The sequence below is a fragment of the Alteromonas sp. OM2203 genome (assembly GCF_048517045.1).
Taxonomy (GTDB): domain Bacteria; phylum Pseudomonadota; class Gammaproteobacteria; order Enterobacterales; family Alteromonadaceae; genus Alteromonas; species Alteromonas gracilis.
This window is the reverse complement of sequence record NZ_CP183209.1, coordinates 2803423-2821114: the sequence shown is the minus strand read 5'-3', so window position 1 is coordinate 2821114 and position 17692 is coordinate 2803423. Positions and strand designations below refer to the sequence as shown.

At 44.2% G+C, this 17692-nt stretch carries 15 protein-coding genes; 9 read left to right on the top strand and 6 right to left on the bottom strand.

What is annotated here, in order from left to right; genetic code table 11:
• Positions 1 to 2: 2 nt before the first annotated feature.
• Together ACM0P2_RS12550 and ACM0P2_RS12545 are read left to right on the top strand one after the other, a co-directional pair.
• Positions 3 to 767, top strand: a complete 765-nt coding sequence (locus ACM0P2_RS12550; RefSeq protein ID WP_159117549.1) for a FlgO family outer membrane protein — start codon at positions 3 to 5, stop codon at positions 765 to 767.
• 9 nt (positions 768 to 776) lie between these two features.
• Complete coding sequence (locus ACM0P2_RS12545) at positions 777 to 1502, top strand: FlgO family outer membrane protein (RefSeq protein WP_419226667.1); 726 nt, start codon at positions 777 to 779, stop codon at positions 1500 to 1502.
• 125 nt (positions 1503 to 1627) lie between these two features.
• Here ACM0P2_RS12545 and mnmC read toward each other — a convergent pair whose 3' ends face one another.
• Together mnmC and ACM0P2_RS12535 are read right to left on the bottom strand one after the other, a co-directional pair.
• On the bottom strand, positions 1628 to 3688 hold the full coding sequence (mnmC, locus tag ACM0P2_RS12540) for a bifunctional tRNA (5-methylaminomethyl-2-thiouridine)(34)-methyltransferase MnmD/FAD-dependent 5-carboxymethylaminomethyl-2-thiouridine(34) oxidoreductase MnmC (protein WP_419226666.1): 2061 nt from the start codon (positions 3686 to 3688) through the stop codon (positions 1628 to 1630).
• Positions 3678 to 4955, bottom strand: a complete 1278-nt coding sequence (locus ACM0P2_RS12535; RefSeq protein ID WP_236547044.1) for a Kelch repeat-containing protein — start codon at positions 4953 to 4955, stop codon at positions 3678 to 3680. The genes mnmC and ACM0P2_RS12535 overlap by 11 nt, the downstream gene beginning before the upstream one ends.
• Before the next feature lie 368 nt (positions 4956 to 5323).
• Here ACM0P2_RS12535 and fabB point away from each other — a divergent pair, with 368 nt between their 5' ends.
• On the top strand, positions 5324 to 6538 hold the full coding sequence (gene fabB / locus ACM0P2_RS12530) for a beta-ketoacyl-ACP synthase I (protein WP_159117552.1): 1215 nt from the start codon (positions 5324 to 5326) through the stop codon (positions 6536 to 6538).
• Positions 6539 to 6658: 120 nt separating this feature from the next.
• Here the strand turns inward: fabB and ACM0P2_RS12525 are convergent, their stop codons facing one another.
• The gene (locus tag ACM0P2_RS12525) at positions 6659 to 8380 is read right to left on the bottom strand and encodes a serine hydrolase domain-containing protein (protein WP_419226665.1); all 1722 of its coding nucleotides are present in this window, start codon (positions 8378 to 8380) and stop codon (positions 6659 to 6661) included.
• A 262-nt stretch (positions 8381 to 8642) separates the two neighbouring features.
• Between ACM0P2_RS12525 and ACM0P2_RS12520 the strand changes: the two genes are divergently transcribed.
• The 3 genes from ACM0P2_RS12520 to ACM0P2_RS12510 all read left to right on the top strand — a co-directional run bounded on the left by ACM0P2_RS12520 (position 8643) and on the right by ACM0P2_RS12510 (position 10631).
• Positions 8643 to 9263: a serine hydrolase domain-containing protein gene (locus ACM0P2_RS12520; RefSeq protein ID WP_419226664.1), complete on the top strand. Its 621-nt coding sequence runs from the start codon at positions 8643 to 8645 to the stop codon at positions 9261 to 9263.
• Positions 9264 to 9353: 90 nt separating this feature from the next.
• Complete coding sequence (locus ACM0P2_RS12515) at positions 9354 to 9689, top strand: hypothetical protein (RefSeq protein ID WP_419226663.1); 336 nt, start codon at positions 9354 to 9356, stop codon at positions 9687 to 9689.
• Positions 9690 to 9923: 234 nt separating this feature from the next.
• Positions 9924 to 10631: a hypothetical protein gene (locus tag ACM0P2_RS12510; protein WP_419226662.1), complete on the top strand. Its 708-nt coding sequence runs from the start codon at positions 9924 to 9926 to the stop codon at positions 10629 to 10631.
• Between the two features lie 190 nt (positions 10632 to 10821).
• Here ACM0P2_RS12510 and ACM0P2_RS12505 read toward each other — a convergent pair whose 3' ends face one another.
• The 3 genes from ACM0P2_RS12505 to ACM0P2_RS12495 all read right to left on the bottom strand — a co-directional run bounded on the left by ACM0P2_RS12505 (position 10822) and on the right by ACM0P2_RS12495 (position 14156).
• Positions 10822 to 11811: a proline iminopeptidase-family hydrolase gene (locus ACM0P2_RS12505; RefSeq protein WP_173360181.1), complete on the bottom strand. Its 990-nt coding sequence runs from the start codon at positions 11809 to 11811 to the stop codon at positions 10822 to 10824.
• A 665-nt stretch (positions 11812 to 12476) separates the two neighbouring features.
• On the bottom strand, positions 12477 to 13385 hold the full coding sequence (locus ACM0P2_RS12500; RefSeq protein ID WP_419226661.1) for an alpha/beta fold hydrolase: 909 nt from the start codon (positions 13383 to 13385) through the stop codon (positions 12477 to 12479).
• 81 nt (positions 13386 to 13466) lie between these two features.
• Entirely contained in the window at positions 13467 to 14156 is a 690-nt protein-coding gene (locus ACM0P2_RS12495) for a Crp/Fnr family transcriptional regulator (RefSeq protein WP_159117565.1), read from the bottom strand.
• A 179-nt stretch (positions 14157 to 14335) separates the two neighbouring features.
• On the opposite strand from ACM0P2_RS12495, the gene ACM0P2_RS12490 reads away from it, so the two are divergent.
• From ACM0P2_RS12490 to ACM0P2_RS12480, 3 genes are all read left to right on the top strand, one after another.
• Entirely contained in the window at positions 14336 to 15091 is a 756-nt protein-coding gene (locus tag ACM0P2_RS12490; protein WP_159117566.1) for a class II aldolase/adducin family protein, read from the top strand.
• A 206-nt stretch (positions 15092 to 15297) separates the two neighbouring features.
• Positions 15298 to 16506, top strand: a complete 1209-nt coding sequence (locus ACM0P2_RS12485; protein WP_159117567.1) for a 4-phosphoerythronate dehydrogenase — start codon at positions 15298 to 15300, stop codon at positions 16504 to 16506.
• 29 nt (positions 16507 to 16535) lie between these two features.
• Entirely contained in the window at positions 16536 to 17552 is a 1017-nt protein-coding gene (locus ACM0P2_RS12480) for an aspartate-semialdehyde dehydrogenase (protein ID WP_159117568.1), read from the top strand.
• The last annotated feature ends 140 nt before the right edge of the window (positions 17553 to 17692 follow it).

Genomic DNA, 17692 nt, shown 5'->3' with positions numbered 1-17692 from the left:
CCATGAAAAGACGAAATCAATACGCGGCGCTTTCGCTTTGTGCTTCACTGCTCAGCGTTAGCGGGTGCTCTATGATGATGGGGGAAGAAGAGGTAGCCGAACAAACGCCTCAGCGTCCGGCTATGAATGTGATTGATATAACTGCCGCCGACCGTGCTCCTGCTAAGCCAGTTGATAGCACCAGTGACGCCCAGTCGCAGGGTATGGATGCTTACGGCGCTATCGGTCAACCCCCGTTGTATTCGAGTGTACAGGGCGCGTACAAAGGCCGACCTCTAACCAAGCACATTGGCGACTATGTGAAGAACATGACGCAAGATTTAATTGCCAATATGGAATACGTGAGCAACAAAACACCTATCGGTGTGACCCACTTTGCTCTACTAGATACCGACTTACAAAAAACGGATTTGCTTGGTCGTCAGATGGCGGAATCGTTTGTTCACGAACTGCATAAGTTCCGCGTGCCTGTTATCGACTTCAAAGCAACCGAGTATATTCGCATTACTGACGACGGCGACTTTGTATTGAGCCGCGATTATTTAGAATTGAGCAGCAGCCTGCCTATTGAATACGTGTTAACCGGTACAATGACCAAGCATCAAGGTGGCGTGTTAGTTAACGCACGTATATTAGGTATGGAGTCACGGGCGGTAGTGGCTACGGCACAAATGTTAGTGCCGTTCTACGTCGTAGATGCACTTATTCCAAGTGACGGAAGCCAGCGAAATGGCATGCGCGATGGCGTTAAACTAAGTCGCGGCTAGGAGTTCACAATGGTGTTTGTAAAGAAGTTAATCCCGAGTGCCTGGCTTGCAGTTGGCGTTATGCTAAGTGGGTTTATAGCAGGATGCACCAGCACAGAATCTATAGGCTCGTTTTGGTTAGGTGAAGACGGTGAAATTACACATGACGCCGAACCTGTTCCGGTGCCTAACCGTTCAGGATTAGTTTACACTCCCGACTCGCGAGACAGGCAATACCAGCAGCATGTGGAGGTAGAGCCGGGCTATAAAGACCCGTTACACCACGGCTATGCTCCAGCGCAAACTCATAAGCGTTTAAATGATTACGCTTCGCAGCTAGCGATGGAGTTAATGGACAATGCTACCCGTCTTACTCAGCAAGATATGGTGGGTGTGGCGAGCTTTGTTAGGCTTAATCAGTCGTTGAGTGATAGTACCGTGCTTGGCAATCAGCTCTCAGAGTACCTTATTGCCGAGCTGCAAGATTTTGGGTTAGCGGTCGTCGACTTTAAGCTTGCAGGTGGCATTACTGTAACGCCAGTGGGCGATTTCGTACTCACTCGCGATGGTACGGCGCTCGCTAAGCAGGTTGAAATGGATCATGTTGTAACCGGCACCATCATTGAAGATGACAGAGGCGTGCGTGTAAACGCGCGCATTGTGTCGCTGGAAAATAAACAAGTGGTGGCAAGCGCTAACGTATACATTCCCGCTTTTATCGTGATGGATTTGAATAAAATGGCTAGCGTAAACTAGCCATTTATTACCATCTTGCTCTGTCATCGAAAGCGAACTCTTTTCATGTTTGCTTAAAAATCTCTAAACATCCGGTCTTTTTTGTCTAGGCAGCAATAGCATTTTCAGAAAGACTTCTCCGCTTATTAACGTTGACTTCTAATCGCTTCTCGCGTCATAAAGCGGCTTGTGTTTACTGCATTAAGCAGATCGTTGCTTAAAGGCAGCGGTTCTTTGCACAAACTGCTCACCAAAACTTCTGCCATTAAAGGCGCTGTGGTTAACCCTCGTGAGCCCAAGCAAGTAAGGGTGGAAACTACACTATTTGGCAATACTGGCGAGGCGTTCAACGGCTTGCCTACGCCTAACATAGCGTAGTCTTCTTTCAACGAATCAAAATCATGTAATGCACCCACAACAGGCTGGTGGTCGGGTGAACCTAAACGCGTAGCCGCTCTGGCTTTACCGTCATGTTGTAATGCCTGAACTATGCTGGTGTTTGCCAGTGCCTGTACGTGTGTAGCGAGGTTCATTTCAGTTTCATCGCCTCGTACATCGGTACTTAAGTCGTTTTTAACGTAAGTTGAACCCAAGGCGTGTCGACCGTCGAGCGCGGGCGTCATATAGCCCTTGTGGCACAACACGGTGTTGAGCTGTTCAATCGGCATTTGGGTGGGGATAGCTTCAACCTGACCGCGAACAGGGCGAAGAGAAAGGCTGTCAAAATCGCTAGCGTTTACCGCACCTGCACCAAGGGCAAGGATAAGGTGATCGGCAGTAATAACTTCTTCACTCTCAGCGCTACCTAAGTTAAAACGAATCCGCACCCGCTGCTTTGTTGTCTCAACTGTCTCATGAGATACATAGGTATGATTGGGTTTCAGCTCGAGTTTGCCACTTTGAAGTGCTTCCTCAATCATGGTGGTAACTAGCTGTGGAGGAGAAATCCAACCGCCCAAGCCAATGTATAGGCCAGAGTAGGGAAGAGCTAGGTTAGCGATATCGCTCACTTCTTTGCTGTCCACGGGCTTAATCAAAGCATCTGGCCATACGTCGGCAGCAGCCAATTTATTTTGGCGATCTGCTACCTTGTCGTTAAAGCTTAGTTGAATAACGCCACAGAAATCATGGGTAACGTCGGCTAGGCCACAGGCTTTTGCATGTTCAATAGTGTGGTCGTAGGCTTGCCTAGCATACAAAAAGCTGTGCGCCTGAATGCGGCTGGCAATACTTGCTTCGCTGTGAAGCTGCGGGTAAAAGCCGCCTTGTGGGTTGCCAGAAGCGCCGCTTGCAAGGGTGTCACCATCAAAATACAAAGTAGTGCAAATGCCGCGTTTTACTAAAGCCAGGCATGCCGTAGCTGCTGCAAGGCCGGAGCCTACTACTGCGACTTTACTTGTTTTATCTAAACTGCCGTTAGCGTACCTGTAATAGGGGCCAGTAGGCAGGCGAAGTTTATGCTGTACATTCTCGTTGTCTTGGCTGAAAACGCCGGTCAACATGTCGCGCTTACGGCCAAAGCCATTGCGTTTTTTTATGGTAAAGCCCACACCGGCAAGCCCACGCTTTACGATGCCCGCAGCGGTAAACGTGCCAAAGGTTGTGCCGGTTTTTGACAAACGAGCCATTTGGCTAAACAGAGCATCGGTCCACATATCAGGGTTTTTGCTTGGTGCGAAACCATCTAAAAACCAGGCATCGATTAGTCCATTTACAGGGGAGTGCCACTGGGGAAGGAGTTCGTGAACATCACCAATCCATAAGTCGAGGGTGGTTGAGTGGCTATCGAAATGCAAGCGATGGCACCCCTCAAGGCCCATGGGGTAAAGTGAAGCGAGTGCTTCCGCTTCGTCTTTAAGGGCAGGAAAAGCTTCTAGCGCACGCTGCATATCCTGTTGAGGCAGGGGAAACTTTTCCGTGGTAATAAAATATAGGCGCTTTAACGGATGGTCAGGGTTTGCAGCTCTAAATTCATTAAAGGCACGCATGGCGACCAAAAAGTTCAGCCCAGTTCCAAAACCTGTTTCGGCGATAACAAAAGTAGGGTTGCGCCACTGTTGCCAGCGCTCAGCAAGGTCGTTGCCTGCAACAAAAACGTGTTGGGTTTCATCAATTCCGCTGTCGTTAGAAAAATAAACGTCGTCAAAATGGTCGGCGACAGGCGTACCGCTCTCATTAAAATGAACCTGTGCATGCTTAGATTTCACTGTTTATTTTGCTCCGTATATGTCGTTTTGGTGTTGGCACTTTACTTTTCACGACTTCAACAGCTTGCCCATCCGATGGCTGTTTTGAAACGTCAGAGCGCGCTTGGCTTTTAGATAAACAAGGCCCTTCTGCGAGTGTGGAAAAGTGCGAGATTACTTTACTGGTCACGTGCTGTGCGCCAAGCATACCGCCAATGGTGATCCAAGTACCGTTAATGTCAATTAATCCGCGGTGATCCATCGTAGGCGCTTCAGCTTCTGTTTTCGATATAGCCCAAGTTTCTTTTGCAATATCAAAGGTCCATATGGCGCCATCTGCAGTTGAAGGTTTACCGTTATAGCCAATGCCATTGTAGTTGTACGGATTAGTCGAACCGCCCACAAAATAGATTTTATTGGTGGCCTCATCGCCCGCAGCGGCCATGCGATAGCGCGCAGAACCTGTTGGATGCTGAAGCGTACGCCAATCAATCTTGAAAGGGTTTTCCTTGTCAATTTTACCTTTAAAGCAGGCGGTTTCCGCAACGAAACTCCGGCGTTTATTACTGTGGGGTGTTACTGATACACCGTCACAAATTACCATAGTGTTATTAACGATGCCGCCAGCGTGCCCAAATACTGGATTACCTAAGAAAGGGCTCGCCTGTTGCCATTGGCCGGTTTGCGTATCATAAACCTGCACAAGATTTACGTTGCCATCGTTATGCCAGCCTGAAACTAAGTATACGTAGCGATTTTGATAAACTAGGGCAGAAGCATCATCAACCGGCACGGGCATCGGCGCCAGTAGCTCATATTTCGTCGTTGTAGGTGAGTATTTATAGACGTCTGGCGTACTAATCTCGTTGTGAGTTTCATCAACGGTGTAACCGCCAAAAATATAGACGCTGTCTTTTACGCCCACTGCTACTGATGCCAAGCGACCTTTTAGCATAAGGCTGGAGGGTACTGGGGGAAGAGCTTGCCACTGCAAAGGCTTATCGTTGTTGTTAATCACAAGCAGCCAAGCACGGTTGTGTACATCTTTATAGGTTTTGTCTTCACCTAACCCCATAAAACTGAATACATATCGTTTGTCGTCTATGGTGACAGAAGCTACAGCATTGTTTGAAACTGGCTCTGGTAGCGCGGGAAGGACGATAGGCGTAGCTGTTGCTGAGACAGTCGCTGCAGAAGCAATGATAAAGGCAGCCACCACGAAAGAAAGTCGAGGTATCGCACTTTGGAAAATGTGTAGAGCAATAGTTCTTAGCTTTTTTAATAACACAGCAATCTTCAGTTTTATCTAAATTTCTAACGTTTGGCCGCGTATTCTACCTGTCACCTTTTTGTTTTTCCGCAAAAGTTTATGTTCAAGCTATTTTGAAGGTTTTGTGAAGGTATAAATTAACGCTGGTCATGACCCTGTGCATTCGTGCTACATTGGAAATATTCAGAACAAGAAAGCTTAGACAAAGACGGCATAAACGAAAAAGAAGGGAAGTGGGAATTTACCTGTTTATACACATAAGCCCAGAATTGAAACAGGTACTGCAACGCTTAAGTATGGCAAATTTGAGTATGGCAATTGGCAGAGCAGACCACTTTACCATTCAAAATCGTTACCATAAGCCGCAACAACGCAAAGGGTAAACTATGAGAAGAGCAGTTATCACCGGTCTTGGTATCGTATCAAGCATCGGCGTAAATAAAGAAGACGTACTTGCTTCACTTAAAGCGGGTAAGTCTGGAATTACATTTTCAGAACAGTTCGCCGAAATGGGCCTTCGCAGCCAAGTTTGGGGCAACATTGACATCGATTTGAAAGATCATATTGACCGTAAAGCTATGCGCTTTATGGGCGATGCGGCAGGCTACGCATATGTAGCGATGCAACAAGCCATTGCAGACTCTGGTTTAGAAGAAAGCGACATTTCAAACGAGCGCACAGGTATTATTGCTGGCTCAGGTGGCGCGTCTTCTGAAAACCAAGTACTTTCTGCTGATATTCTTCGCGAAAAAGGAGTTAAGCGTGTTGGTCCATACATGGTTCCTCGTTGTATGGCATCTACGGTATCGGCTTGCTTAGCCACACCGTTTAAAATTCGCGGCGTGAACTATTCAATTGCCTCTGCGTGTGCAACTAGTGCCCACTGTATTGGTAATGCGCTAGAGCTTATTCAGCTTGGTAAGCAAGACGTAGTATTCGCCGGTGGCGGCGAAGAGCTACATTGGTCATTATCAAGCCAGTTCGACGCTATGGGCGCACTAAGCTCTAAATATAACGACAATCCTGCGGTGGCATCACGTACTTATGACGCAGCACGCGACGGCTTTGTAAGTTCTGGCGGCGGCGGTATGGTTGTTGTTGAAGAGCTTGAGCACGCGCTTGCACGCGGCGCAAAAATCTACGGTGAAGTCGTAGGTTACGGTGCTACATCAGACGGTTTCGACATGGTTGCACCGTCGGGTGAAGGCGCAATTCGCTGCATGAAGATGGCGATGCAAAATATTGATGCGCCTATCGATTACTTAAATACTCACGGTACATCAACGCCTGTAGGTGACGTGAAAGAACTTGCGGCGATTCAAGAAGTGTTTGGCCAAGCGGGCGTGCCAATTAGTGCAACCAAGTCACTAACAGGTCACGCACTAGGTGCAGCGGGTGTAAACGAAGCTATCTATAGCTTGTTGATGATGGAAAATAACTTTATCGCGCCATCAATTAACATAGACACGCTGGATGATGCAGCACAAGGCTTAGATATTGTTACCCAAACACGTGAAGCAACGCTGAACACAGTGATGTCTAATAGCTTTGGCTTTGGCGGTACTAACGCTACGCTGGTTATGCAGCGTTATAACGGTTAAACAAATCCGCTTGAACCAGTAAGCTTTTTTAGCATCAGTTAAGAAGTTTCAAAAAACAAAAAGGGCGTAAACCTGAACACCATGAGTGTTGGTGTTTACGCCCTTTTTTATTGTAGTTAGCTATAGCTTTCTAAAATAAAGATTGCGAACACGACCGTTAGATATCCTAAAGCCATTTATCTCACCGTTAACATCGCGCTCAAATAGGATATCGCCAACTTGTGAGCTAAAAAAGTCACCTTTGACTGGCGCAATATAATGGTCGCTTAGACGGTGATGAGAAATTTTTAGCTGTTTATTTTCTGGTGAAAAGTGATAGGTGGAAGAAAGTTCAGGGCTGAAGTAACTGCCGGCGTATTGCGATAACCAGGTTTTGGTTATTTTGACTGGTGTATAGCCAACCGACACATACGTATCGACGTTGTCTACTTGCACTGTCATTAATTGTTTCTCATCACTTTCAGTAAACTTAACATAAATCTCTCCCTCTACATTCAGCATTTTGAAGGTGTTTTCGCTGATAGGAGCGAGTACGCTTACGTCATCTTGGCCTCTCGAATACATTAGTTTACCGTTTTCTAAATATATCTCTCGTGAGTACGCTTCTGGTTCATACCAATAGTGGCCCACATAGGCATTGAGTGTCTCTTCATCTAACTCAATAGAATCAGATATTTGTTTAGGTGAGATAGACTCCAAAAATGCGTTAGCAATCGCATTCTGAGGGGGAGGGGGATCTTTCTTCAAAAACCTGTCAGCAATTTGTAGAGCCAATTCCCATGGCCTTGCATCTGCGCCATTGTTCAATATTGCTATTGCTAAATTTTGTTTAGGGAATCGAGCTAAATACGAACGAAATCCTGCGTCTCCGCCGCTATGCTGAATATATTCGGTACCTTTGTAATGACTAATAAATTGCCCATATGCGCCACCAAATGTTTCTCCATTGTTTAAGGACGCAAGGGTGTTCATTTGCTCGATTATAGTAGGGCTACCCACAGTCGGCTCGGTAAAATTAGCTGACCATTTCAGAAGATCTTCTGCGGTCGTAAACAAACTGGTTGCACCTACATTTGAAAAGTTCAACACACTTTTTTTGTAACCATTACCATTGCGCTCGTATGAATAGGCTCTATTGCTAACGATCTTCTGATGGTCGTCATAAAACAAGCTGTTACTCATACTCAATGGCGTGAATAGCCTTTCTTGTGTGAATTGAGCAAAAGATTTACCGCTAACACGTGCAACAACCTCTGCTAATAGTGTGAACCCAGTATTTGAGTACAGATACTCTTCTCCCGGTTTGAAGTTTAGCTCTTTCTGTTTTGCTACCATTTTTAGTACGTGTTCGGTAGTGATTACGTCATCTAATCGCCAACCAGCCATACGCAACAAATTCCATTGATCTCGCATGCCGCTTGTATGCGATGCCAAGTGACGTAAGGTTATAGTGTGACCAAAATCCGGCACTTCTGGAATGTATTGTCGTATGTCGTCATCGAAATTTAACTTACCTTCTTCAGCAAGTAGAAGAATGGCGAATACGGTGAATTGCTTAGATACAGATGCAACGTGAAACATAGTTTCTGGCGTAACAGGTATATCGTATTCTAGGTTTGCACTACCGTAACCTTTTGAAAATATAATCTCTCCATCCTGCAGAACTGCAACTGAGGCCCCTGGCTTATTAATATCATCGAATTGGGTAAACAGTCGGTCAAACTCGATAGTTTGTTGTGAAGGGCTATTAAGAGGCTGTTCAGGTTTTGAAGATGGTTGGCAGGCGAATAAACCAATCAATAGTAGAAAACTAATGACTAGACGCGCTGCAAAATTAGACATTATAACGATTCCTTGTTATCACTTATTTTTAATTTTTTTCGACGAAGAGCAAACGTCAATACGCTGCAGAAAAACGCAAAAGCTATCCACAGGCAAAGATTAGAGTAAAGTTGTTTTAATTTGTAGGCAAACGTTTCTACACGAAAATAATTAGATAGGGATAACTCATGCACAGATTTGTTCAGGCATTCACTATTGGCCTACTACTAAATTCAGGTAAAGGTGTTGCACAAAATAATCAGATAATGCTTTTAGAAAAAAAATGGACGCTATTGCTGAAAAGAGCATTAGCCCAGATGGGCCTGGATGTTCTATAGGTATAATCCAGAACAAAGAGTTTATTTTCAAAAAAAGCTATGGACTAGCCAATATTGAACACCAAATACCGCTAAGTAGTCAATCGGTATTCAGAATGGCGTCGGTATCAAAGCAATTTACAGCTTTTGCTGTTTTGCTGTTAGCTGATGATGGCGCCATCGCGCTGACTGACGATATTCGTCAGCATTTGCCAGAACTAAAAGAATATGGAAAAAAGATCTCCATTAACTCAATACTCGGACATTTCAGCGGTTTGGGCGATTTTGAAGATCACCTAAATAAACTTCGTGATTCTTCCTTGAGCGGCTTTTTTATTGGGAGTGAACAGTTCGTATCAAATGCCGAGTACTATTCTGTTATTAAAGACTTTCCGCTTGTACATGAACCTGATACCACTATGGAATACAGTAATCACGGGTATATCATTCTGGCAAAATTAGTTGAACAAATAAGCGGATTGACGATACGCGAATTCACCAATAAGCGTATATTTGCTCCCCTTGGTATGAATCATACGTTTTTTTCAGATAGCGCCGAAGAGATTATTCCTAATCGAGCATCCTGATACCGTTCGCCTGAAGCAGGAAAACAACGCAATCATTTAACTGCCTTACACACAATTGGCGATGGAGGCTTATTCAGCACCATAGATGACATGCTGATATGGGATAATCACTTTTATGCTCCTAAGTTGGGTAAAAATCCTAAAGCGTTAATTGCGCTAATGAACAAGCCAAATGTGAATGTGCCAGAGAGCGATGAAGGGAAATGGTACTACGCCAATGGGCAAAATACCGATGGTCGTTATTTTTTCCACAACGGTGGTTGGGTTGGAACAGACACCAGCTACATTCGAAGACCAGACACTCAAACATCTGTTGTTGGAATGTGCAATTCTGTGTCACTAAGTGTAAATGATTTTACTTATGCAACCTTTGAGATATTGGCTGATTTAAAGTTGTGGGACGGGGAAGACCCTTCGGTATACTGAAATAAAAAGCGTAAGTGGATAAAAGAACAGCTATCGCTGACAGGCTCGAATTAAAAATACGAGTTGAACGCCCGCAAATTGTCTGTTGAGCCCCTAAGTGGTCGCCTTAGGTCAGCGCAGTACGTAGTATGCGGACATAGGTGAATATCGGAGTTTGTGAGCAAAAATACCATCATTGTGTAATCACAATTAATTGATTACAATTGTAATCTATGTTGTTATCAGAGTTCATGGATGAAAGTCTTAAACCCTTCTTTAGTTTTACTGTTTTTCTTATTATCGGGTTGTGCGAGCAAAACCACTGTTTATGTTTATGCAAAATACTTAGATACCACTCAAAGAGAAGAAATTAGGAATGTTTTTGATTCGTCTCAAAAATATCGCGTTCAATTTAATGAATTCGATTTTCCTGCGAGCGTTACAGAAAATACTCTTCTCTACTCGTTAATTTTACTTGAACCGGAAACCATTGATGCAGCCACTGCTCTATCTACTACTGCTGGCTTTCCAATTAAATATACTCAAGGGTTAAGCCAAGGAAATCACTGGTACACAAAAAACTCAATGGCTCTATTTTTATTACCGAAAGGCAAAGACAACAAGCTCTTTTTTTTCCGACAAGATTTAGTAAACGAATACAAGGCTCAAAACTGCAATGACACTACTTCTCTGCATCTCCACAAAGATGGCTCTTTCACTCTAAAAATGACTACGAAAAGCAATGCGAGTGATAAAGATATGGTTACTGGAGAGTGGAAATACAGGCAGTACCCATTTTTAGAATTGAGAAAAAAAGAGGCTGCATATGCCGACTATTACTTTGAAATAAAGCGGTTTAAAGGCGCTGACAAGGTAAGTGAAATAGATTTTGTGAAGCTGGAGTCTCTGAATACGGGGAGCTTGCCCGAGAACTGCTCCTTTTTAATCGGAACTAGAATTTGACTGGTGATTTGATTGTTATTAACTTCCGCTGTTTGTCTGTATGTGTCGTTGGCCTGCCCTTGGGCGCATGGAGCGCTCATAATTAGAAAGTTTAACGCAAAGCTTGTTGTAGAAGTTTAGGGTAGGTTGTTTTCCTACCCTGCACATTCAAGATGCTGTAATTAAGGTTCAGCCAAAGATATCAACCACATTAATTTGCATCCTTGCGCCTTAACCAACTGCGCAACAACGCCTGTGTCACTAAAGGTCTGTCGTCGTAAAAACCATGTGCCCCACCCGGCACCACGGCCAGTTCGGCGCCGGGCGCTAACGCGAGATAATCTTGAACGGTATCAATGCGTGCTGAATCGTACTGACCAATCATAAACAACGTTCTAGCAGGGTCGATATTGGTTAGCAAATGGGTGGCGTCGTAGTGCTTCAATACACCCGTAGACGAAAATTCACTTGGCCCCCACATGGCATTGTAAATCACCGGGTTGAATCCATTCCCCCCAACGTTTTCTTCATAAGAGATAATCGCTTCATTGGGCTTAACTGGCGTGTAATAAGCAGAATACAACTTGATATATGCAGCATTGCATACTGGTACTTCCGGAGGTTGGGATGATTCACATTCTTTAAGGGTGTCTTGTATTTTTTGAGGGGCTGCGTTTACCAACAAGTTAGCATCCATGATCCAGTGTGGCGTAGAAATAAATGTGCCGCCAAGCACAGTCGATACTGTGTGCTGTGGATATTTTGCTGTGTACTCCAAGGCAATGGCTGAGCCCCAGCTATGTCCCACCAGATGCCATTTCTCAACTTTTAAGTGCTTGCGAATAGCATCTAATGATTCAACAAAACGTTCAACACGCCAGTTTATTGGGTCGTTTGGCTGGTCTGATTTTCCGCTGTCGAGTTGGTCATACATGATTACCATGCGCTCGTCTGCCAGTTCAGTCATGCCTACAAAGCCATTGTGTGTGCCGCCAGGACCTCCGTGAATAAATACCACTGGAATGGAATCTGTGTGTGTGACGCCGTTAAGCCTGACATAAACGTTCCCGCCTTCAACGGGAACCATGAGTTCCTTATCTGCTATAACCACGGGGTATTCAGCGTATGCACTGAATGCCAACAATGAAAGACAGACTATATTTAATAAACGAGACATGAGGTAGTAAAAGGTTTTGTACATGATTAATTCCTAGAGTATGAATAAAGTGAAATATTCATCTTAGTAGTATGCTTTACTCGGGATATAACACTAACACAAGCGCGTTAGCATACTGGTGTTTTAGCGCCAAACTGTGGATTGAAACAGGCGATACTAATGTTCAGGGTCTTTGGCGCAGAGTATCGCTGGCGAGCTTCAGCACAAATACATCTGAGTGGGAAACCCTTATTGACTTTAACGCCCTTGCTTGATGAATTTCTTTTCGACATCACATTGCAATTATTTAGCTTGATGTGACAGCATTTCTTTAAATTTAGGGTAGTGTCGCTCAACGAGTTGAAACAGTAATGTCTGCTCTGGACGGGAACGTTTATAGGTATGAAAGTGAGTTGCTAGCAATGGCGCCCTTACTAGGGACTGGTATCTCAGTGTGCAGATGGTTTAGTTCATAGTCTACAGTCCTTTGAGTTAGAAAAATTCCTTGCATCAACGTCCGGTTATTGTTTTAAGCAGACCTTAAAGACGGAAACGAAGTTGCACTGCTCAACACAGAGCGTCACGTACAAGTCCATATTTAACTGAGTAAAACCGTAAGCTCATCCTAAAATTAGTAAAGGGCTACTGTGTCATTACTAGGTTTTTGGAAAATAACTACAAGGCATACCACAGCGGAATTCTAGTATTACTTAAAGCTTTTTAACTAACGTTTGAATAGCTTCAATAACAATTTCAGGCTGCATTTTGTGAATGGAATGCTGACGCGCTCCTGAAAAAATAATTGTGCTATTGATAGAGCGAGTGGCAATGTCTTCCTGCAAGGTCGCCCATACCAAATCTCTGGTTTTTGTATTATCGATTTCAGAAGACGCTTTATTCCGCGCAATAACCACCAAAGGCATATCGCCATAGTTAGGTGTTAATTCATTTAATTCACTAAGGCTTCTTGGAAAGTATTCGGCTTCATCTAAGCTAGTATATTGATGCTTGGTTGTACTTTTTTTGGCTTTTTCTTCTGGATTAGTGTTGGAAAGATACAATCTGGGAATACCGACAGGGGCTGCCCACATTCCAAATTTGAAAAGGTATTTTTGAAGAGAATTCGTTTGAGGCATCTCATCTATCTGATCTTCATGGGCAGAGTCTACTAATACCAAAGCGGCTATATATTCGGGAAAGGTGAGGGCATAGCGTTGCATGTTTACCCCGCCAAATGAATGGCCTACAAGGATAATTGGTCCAGTAATGTCTTTCTTTTCTAGAACCGAGTGAAGTTCTGCAACAATAGTTTTACTGTCTCTTTTGCGCGGGCTTTCTTCACTCCATCCAAGGCCAGCTCTGTCATAGGTAATGACTCTGGAAAACTGTGAGACTTCCGCTGCTACTTTGTTCCAGACTGATGAGTCATCACCCATACCAGCATCAAAAATAACGGTAACTTTCCCTGTTTCAGAATCCTCGACATAAAGACTGTAGCCACCGACGTCTATCATTTCTCCACGCTTGTCAAAAGAGGTGGAGTCGACATAGCTTGAATATGACTGATAAACAAAACCAACAAATAAAAGCATGACTATGCTGGCAGATAAAATTTTCAACGCGAACTTTCCTTTTCTTTGCATTTCCACGACTTTATTAATATTCCACAAGTCCTTTAGCAATTCAGCTAGTTATTTCGGTTAAATAAACTGATAACGACTAAACAAGGTATCTGGCTCGGGAATAGTGATTTTCCCGTAATGCCGTTGCAGCAAGCCTTCACATTCAAGCTCACCTAATAACTGGTTCACCGTTTGCCTACTGCTATTTATCATTTGCGCTAAAGACTCTTGCGAAAGGGTTAGCGTAATCGCGTTGTGTTTGGGCAAATGCTGACCGTAACTGGTGGTAAGCATTAAAAGCCGTTTTACCAGCTGGAGCTTAAGGCTAAGCCCTGCGCTTGAGTCAATAAACTGAAAAGCGCTGCGTACTCGCGTGCATAAAAGGCGAGTAAAATGCGGGTAGAGTTCAGGAAACTGCTCAAGCAGTGCTTTAAACGCGTTCTTTTGAATAATCGCCACGGTGCAATTTGTCTCACAGAAGTTGTCGTGAGTGCGAGGGAGGTCGTCAAACATCGATATCTCACCAAACCAGGTGCCGGGGCCCAGTAGCGCAAATAGCATTTCTCGACCATCTACGCCCACAGTGACAACTCTTAAACGACCTTCGCATACCCCGTAGAAACCTACGCCATCTTCTCCCTTGGCATGCAATTGCTGCCCTGCTTTTAAATGCTTAAGGCGCATCTTTTCGAACATAGCTTCCTGTAAATAAGAAGGGATCGCGCTAAACCACGTAGAGCTAGCCAGAACTGGTTTAAATTTTTCCATTTAACAAATTTCTTACAATGTCGTATATCCGACAGTGTATAGCAGCTGGGACGAGTAATGTAGACGGTAAGGAAAATTAAATGGAAGTTTCTTTGAAGCGCGCGAAGTATCGAGCCTTCAATAAGAGGCTGATACCCAGACCCTAATCAAATCATTTTATATATTGAAAGAGAAAAGCTATGACAGATTCAGTAAAGTCGAAGGTTAGCAATGAAGAATGGCAAACCCGCGTTGATCTTGCCGCATGTTATCGTGCGGTTGCAATGTATGGTTGGGACGACCTTATTTTTACTCACATTTCAGCGCGTGTGCCGGGGCCTGACCATCATTTCTTGATTAACCCTTACGGTTTGATGTTTGATGAGGTTACTGCGTCTAGTTTGGTTAAAGTAGATCTTCACGGTAATAAGGTGATGGAAAGCGAGTACGACATTAACCCAGCAGGTTTTACTATTCACAGCGCTGTTCATGAAGCTCGAGACGATGCAAAGTGCGTGTTGCATTTGCATACAGCAGAGGGCGTAGCGGTTTCCATTTTAGAGGACGGGTTACAGCCATACTCGCAGCAATCGCTTTTTCCGCTGGCATCACTTTCTTATCATGCTTACGAAGGCGTGGCGTTAAATCCTGACGAAAAAGCACGATTAGTGCGCGACCTGGGTGATACCCAGTTTATGATTTTGCGTAACCATGGGCTTTTAACCTGTGCTGATAATATTCCAGATGCCTTTTTGTTTATGTTTATTATGCAGCGCGCCTGTGAAATTCAGTTAAAAGCGCAGGCCACAGGCAAACCGCTTATTCCAATTCATTCAGCAATTCTAGATGGCATTCGAACACAGGCCGATCAAGTTACCAAACAGGCGGGTGGTTCCCTTGCATGGCCAGGTATTAAACGTCGTGTTGAGCGTCGTTTCCCTGGATACGACAAGTAACTATTTAAAGTTAACGTTATCTAATATCACGAGCTTAAGCGCTATTGCTTTTAGAGTTCCCGTTTTAAAAGATTGTATGAACTTCGGGCGTCTCTTAAATGTTGCGGCCAAACCTGTATTAAATGACGTAAATCAAACAAATTACAGACAAGATAAATCAATGGCGCTGGGTTACTAAAAGCCTAAGTTAAGGTACACTTAGCGCCATGAAAATACTTCTTGAAGATACCATTCCTTTTGGCACAGATTACCTCAACAGCGTAGGTGATGTTGAAACCTATGCTTGGCAATCTCTTGTGCCTGAAATGCTGCGCGATGTAGATATTCTTGCACTGCGTTCTACTACTAAGGTTACTCCTGAACTGCTGAAAAGCGCTAACAAGGTTAAATTTGTTACCACGGCAACGGCGGGCACTAATCATTTAGATAAAGCGCATTTGGACAGCATGGGTATTGCACATAGCAGCGCAGCGGGCTGTAATGCCGTCGCGGTGGCCGAGTATGTACTCAGTGTTTTGCTGCACGCCCAAAAAGCTCAAAAGCTTGATTTATACAATGCGACAGTGGGAATAGTGGGTGCTGGCAATGTAGGAACTGCACTATCAAAAATTTTAACGGCAATTGGCGTTAAACACTGCTTGTACGACCCTCCGTTACAGCAAGCGTTAGCAAGTACTGGTAAAACACAGCACAACGGTCAGTCGTTTGTAGATTTAGCACAAATTGCAACGTGCGACGTTGTCTCGCTTCATGCGCCTTTCATTAAAGGCGGCGACTATCCCACTTATCAGATGATCGACCAAACTTTTCTTGAAGCATTAACACCTGACCAGCTGCTTATCAATGCATGCCGTGGCGAGGTTATAGATGAAGAGGCACTACTTAACTTACTTCAACAAGAACAGGCGCCAACTGTGGTGCTTGATGTGTTCGATAACGAACCTGCTATAAACACAGGGTTATTTGACCACGTTTGGTTCGTTACGCCACATATTGCGGGTCATTCTGTAGAAGGCAAAGTGCGCGGTACACAAATGATTTACGAGCAAATTTGTGAGGTAGTAGGTACAGCACCAGATAAAGCGCTCAGCGACTTTTTAGATAAGACCAACCCAATAAACGCTGAGTTAGCATCGCCAGAGGCATCGCGATTGTCGGTTGATGATCTAATTACTGTGTTTCATCACGTGTATGACGTAGCCATTGACGATGAAATAACGCGAAACGCGTTTGCGTTAACGTCAGGCCATGATGAAATGCCAGATAGACACATTGCGAATACGTTTTCTGCACTGCGCAAGCAATACAGAGTTCGTCGCGAGTGCAGCGCCTATACGTTACAATTGCCAAAGAACACCAGCAAACAAATTCAAAACACATTCACCAAACTAGGCTTTTCCGTTAGTCTGGTTTAGATATTTTCTTATTAGGAGCATAAAGCATTATGTCGCAAGCGTTTGACGTAGCGGTACTTGGCGCCACAGGTTTAGTGGGCCAAACCATGATTGAACTATTAGAAGAGCGAGACTTTCCGGTAAACCGTTTGTATCCGCTTGCCAGTAAACGTTCAGCAGGTAGTACCGTGTCGTTTAAAGGCGAAGACATTGAAGTATTAGATGCTGATGATTTCGACTGGTCATTAGTGCAATTAGGTTTTTTCTCAGCCGGTGGAAGTATCTCAGCAAAATTTGCTCCGCTAGCTGCAGAAGAAGGCTGCATTGTAATCGACAATACTTCAGAGTTTCGTTACGAGCCAGATATCCCACTTGTAGTGCCAGAAGTTAACGCCCATGCACTGGCAGAGTTTCGCAATAGAAACATTATTGCGAACCCAAATTGCTCAACCATTCAAATGTTGGTTGCACTTAAACCTATTCAAGATGCCGTTGGCATTGACCGTATTAACGTATGTACCTACCAATCAGTGTCTGGTGCAGGTAAAGAAGCCATGGAAGAACTGGCTAAACAAACCGCAGGTTTGCTAAACGCACGTGAAGTAAAGCCAGAATCATTTAGTCGCCAAATTGCCTTTAACGTTATTCCTCAAATCGACGTTTTCCAAGACAACGATTACACCAAAGAAGAAATGAAAATGCTGTGGGAAACCCAAAAGATTATGGGTGACGAAAGCATTTTGGTAAACGCCACTGCAGTGCGCGTACCTGTGTTCTACGGACATGCAGAGGCCATTCACTTAGAAACGCGTTCGCCAATAGATGCGCAGCATGTTAAAGAGCTTTTAGCCGATGCGCCAGGCGTAACAGTTTACGACGGCAATGAGCAATTCCCAACGCAAGTTAGCAGTGCTAGCGGCAATGACATTGTTCATGTAGGGCGGATTAGAAATGACATTACTCACCCTTGTGGTTTAAACCTGTGGGTTGTGTCTGACAATATTCGCAAAGGTGCAGCAACAAACAGCATTCAAATTGCTGAAACACTTATTCGCGATTACTTATAAATGTTTCATAGAGGCTTCGCCTCTGGTTAATCGGATAAGCACAGGAAAAGGTAAACATTTTTCTGTGCTTGCCGATAGTTAACGAAAGGTCGGATTTTGACGTAACAAAACGACAATGAATTGGGAAAATTTAAACATTG

What these genes read in the sequence shown, in the direction of transcription:
- ACM0P2_RS12550 (WP_159117549.1), top strand. Translation starts at nt 3, where the DNA reads ATGAAAAGACGAAATCAATACGCGGCGCTTTCGCTTTGTGCTTCACTG.
- ACM0P2_RS12545 (WP_419226667.1), top strand. Translation starts at nt 777, where the DNA reads ATGGTGTTTGTAAAGAAGTTAATCCCGAGTGCCTGGCTTGCAGTTGGC.
- fabB (WP_159117552.1), top strand. Translation starts at nt 5,324, where the DNA reads ATGAGAAGAGCAGTTATCACCGGTCTTGGTATCGTATCAAGCATCGGC.
- ACM0P2_RS12525 (WP_419226665.1), bottom strand. Translation starts at nt 8,380, where the DNA reads ATGTCTAATTTTGCAGCGCGTCTAGTCATTAGTTTTCTACTATTGATT.
- ACM0P2_RS12520 (WP_419226664.1), top strand. Translation starts at nt 8,643, where the DNA reads ATGGACGCTATTGCTGAAAAGAGCATTAGCCCAGATGGGCCTGGATGT.
- ACM0P2_RS12515 (WP_419226663.1), top strand. Translation starts at nt 9,354, where the DNA reads ATGCTGATATGGGATAATCACTTTTATGCTCCTAAGTTGGGTAAAAAT.
- ACM0P2_RS12510 (WP_419226662.1), top strand. Translation starts at nt 9,924, where the DNA reads ATGAAAGTCTTAAACCCTTCTTTAGTTTTACTGTTTTTCTTATTATCG.
- ACM0P2_RS12505 (WP_173360181.1), bottom strand. Translation starts at nt 11,811, where the DNA reads ATGTACAAAACCTTTTACTACCTCATGTCTCGTTTATTAAATATAGTC.
- ACM0P2_RS12495 (WP_159117565.1), bottom strand. Translation starts at nt 14,156, where the DNA reads ATGGAAAAATTTAAACCAGTTCTGGCTAGCTCTACGTGGTTTAGCGCG.
- ACM0P2_RS12490 (WP_159117566.1), top strand. Translation starts at nt 14,336, where the DNA reads ATGACAGATTCAGTAAAGTCGAAGGTTAGCAATGAAGAATGGCAAACC.
- ACM0P2_RS12485 (WP_159117567.1), top strand. Translation starts at nt 15,298, where the DNA reads ATGAAAATACTTCTTGAAGATACCATTCCTTTTGGCACAGATTACCTC.
- ACM0P2_RS12480 (WP_159117568.1), top strand. Translation starts at nt 16,536, where the DNA reads ATGTCGCAAGCGTTTGACGTAGCGGTACTTGGCGCCACAGGTTTAGTG.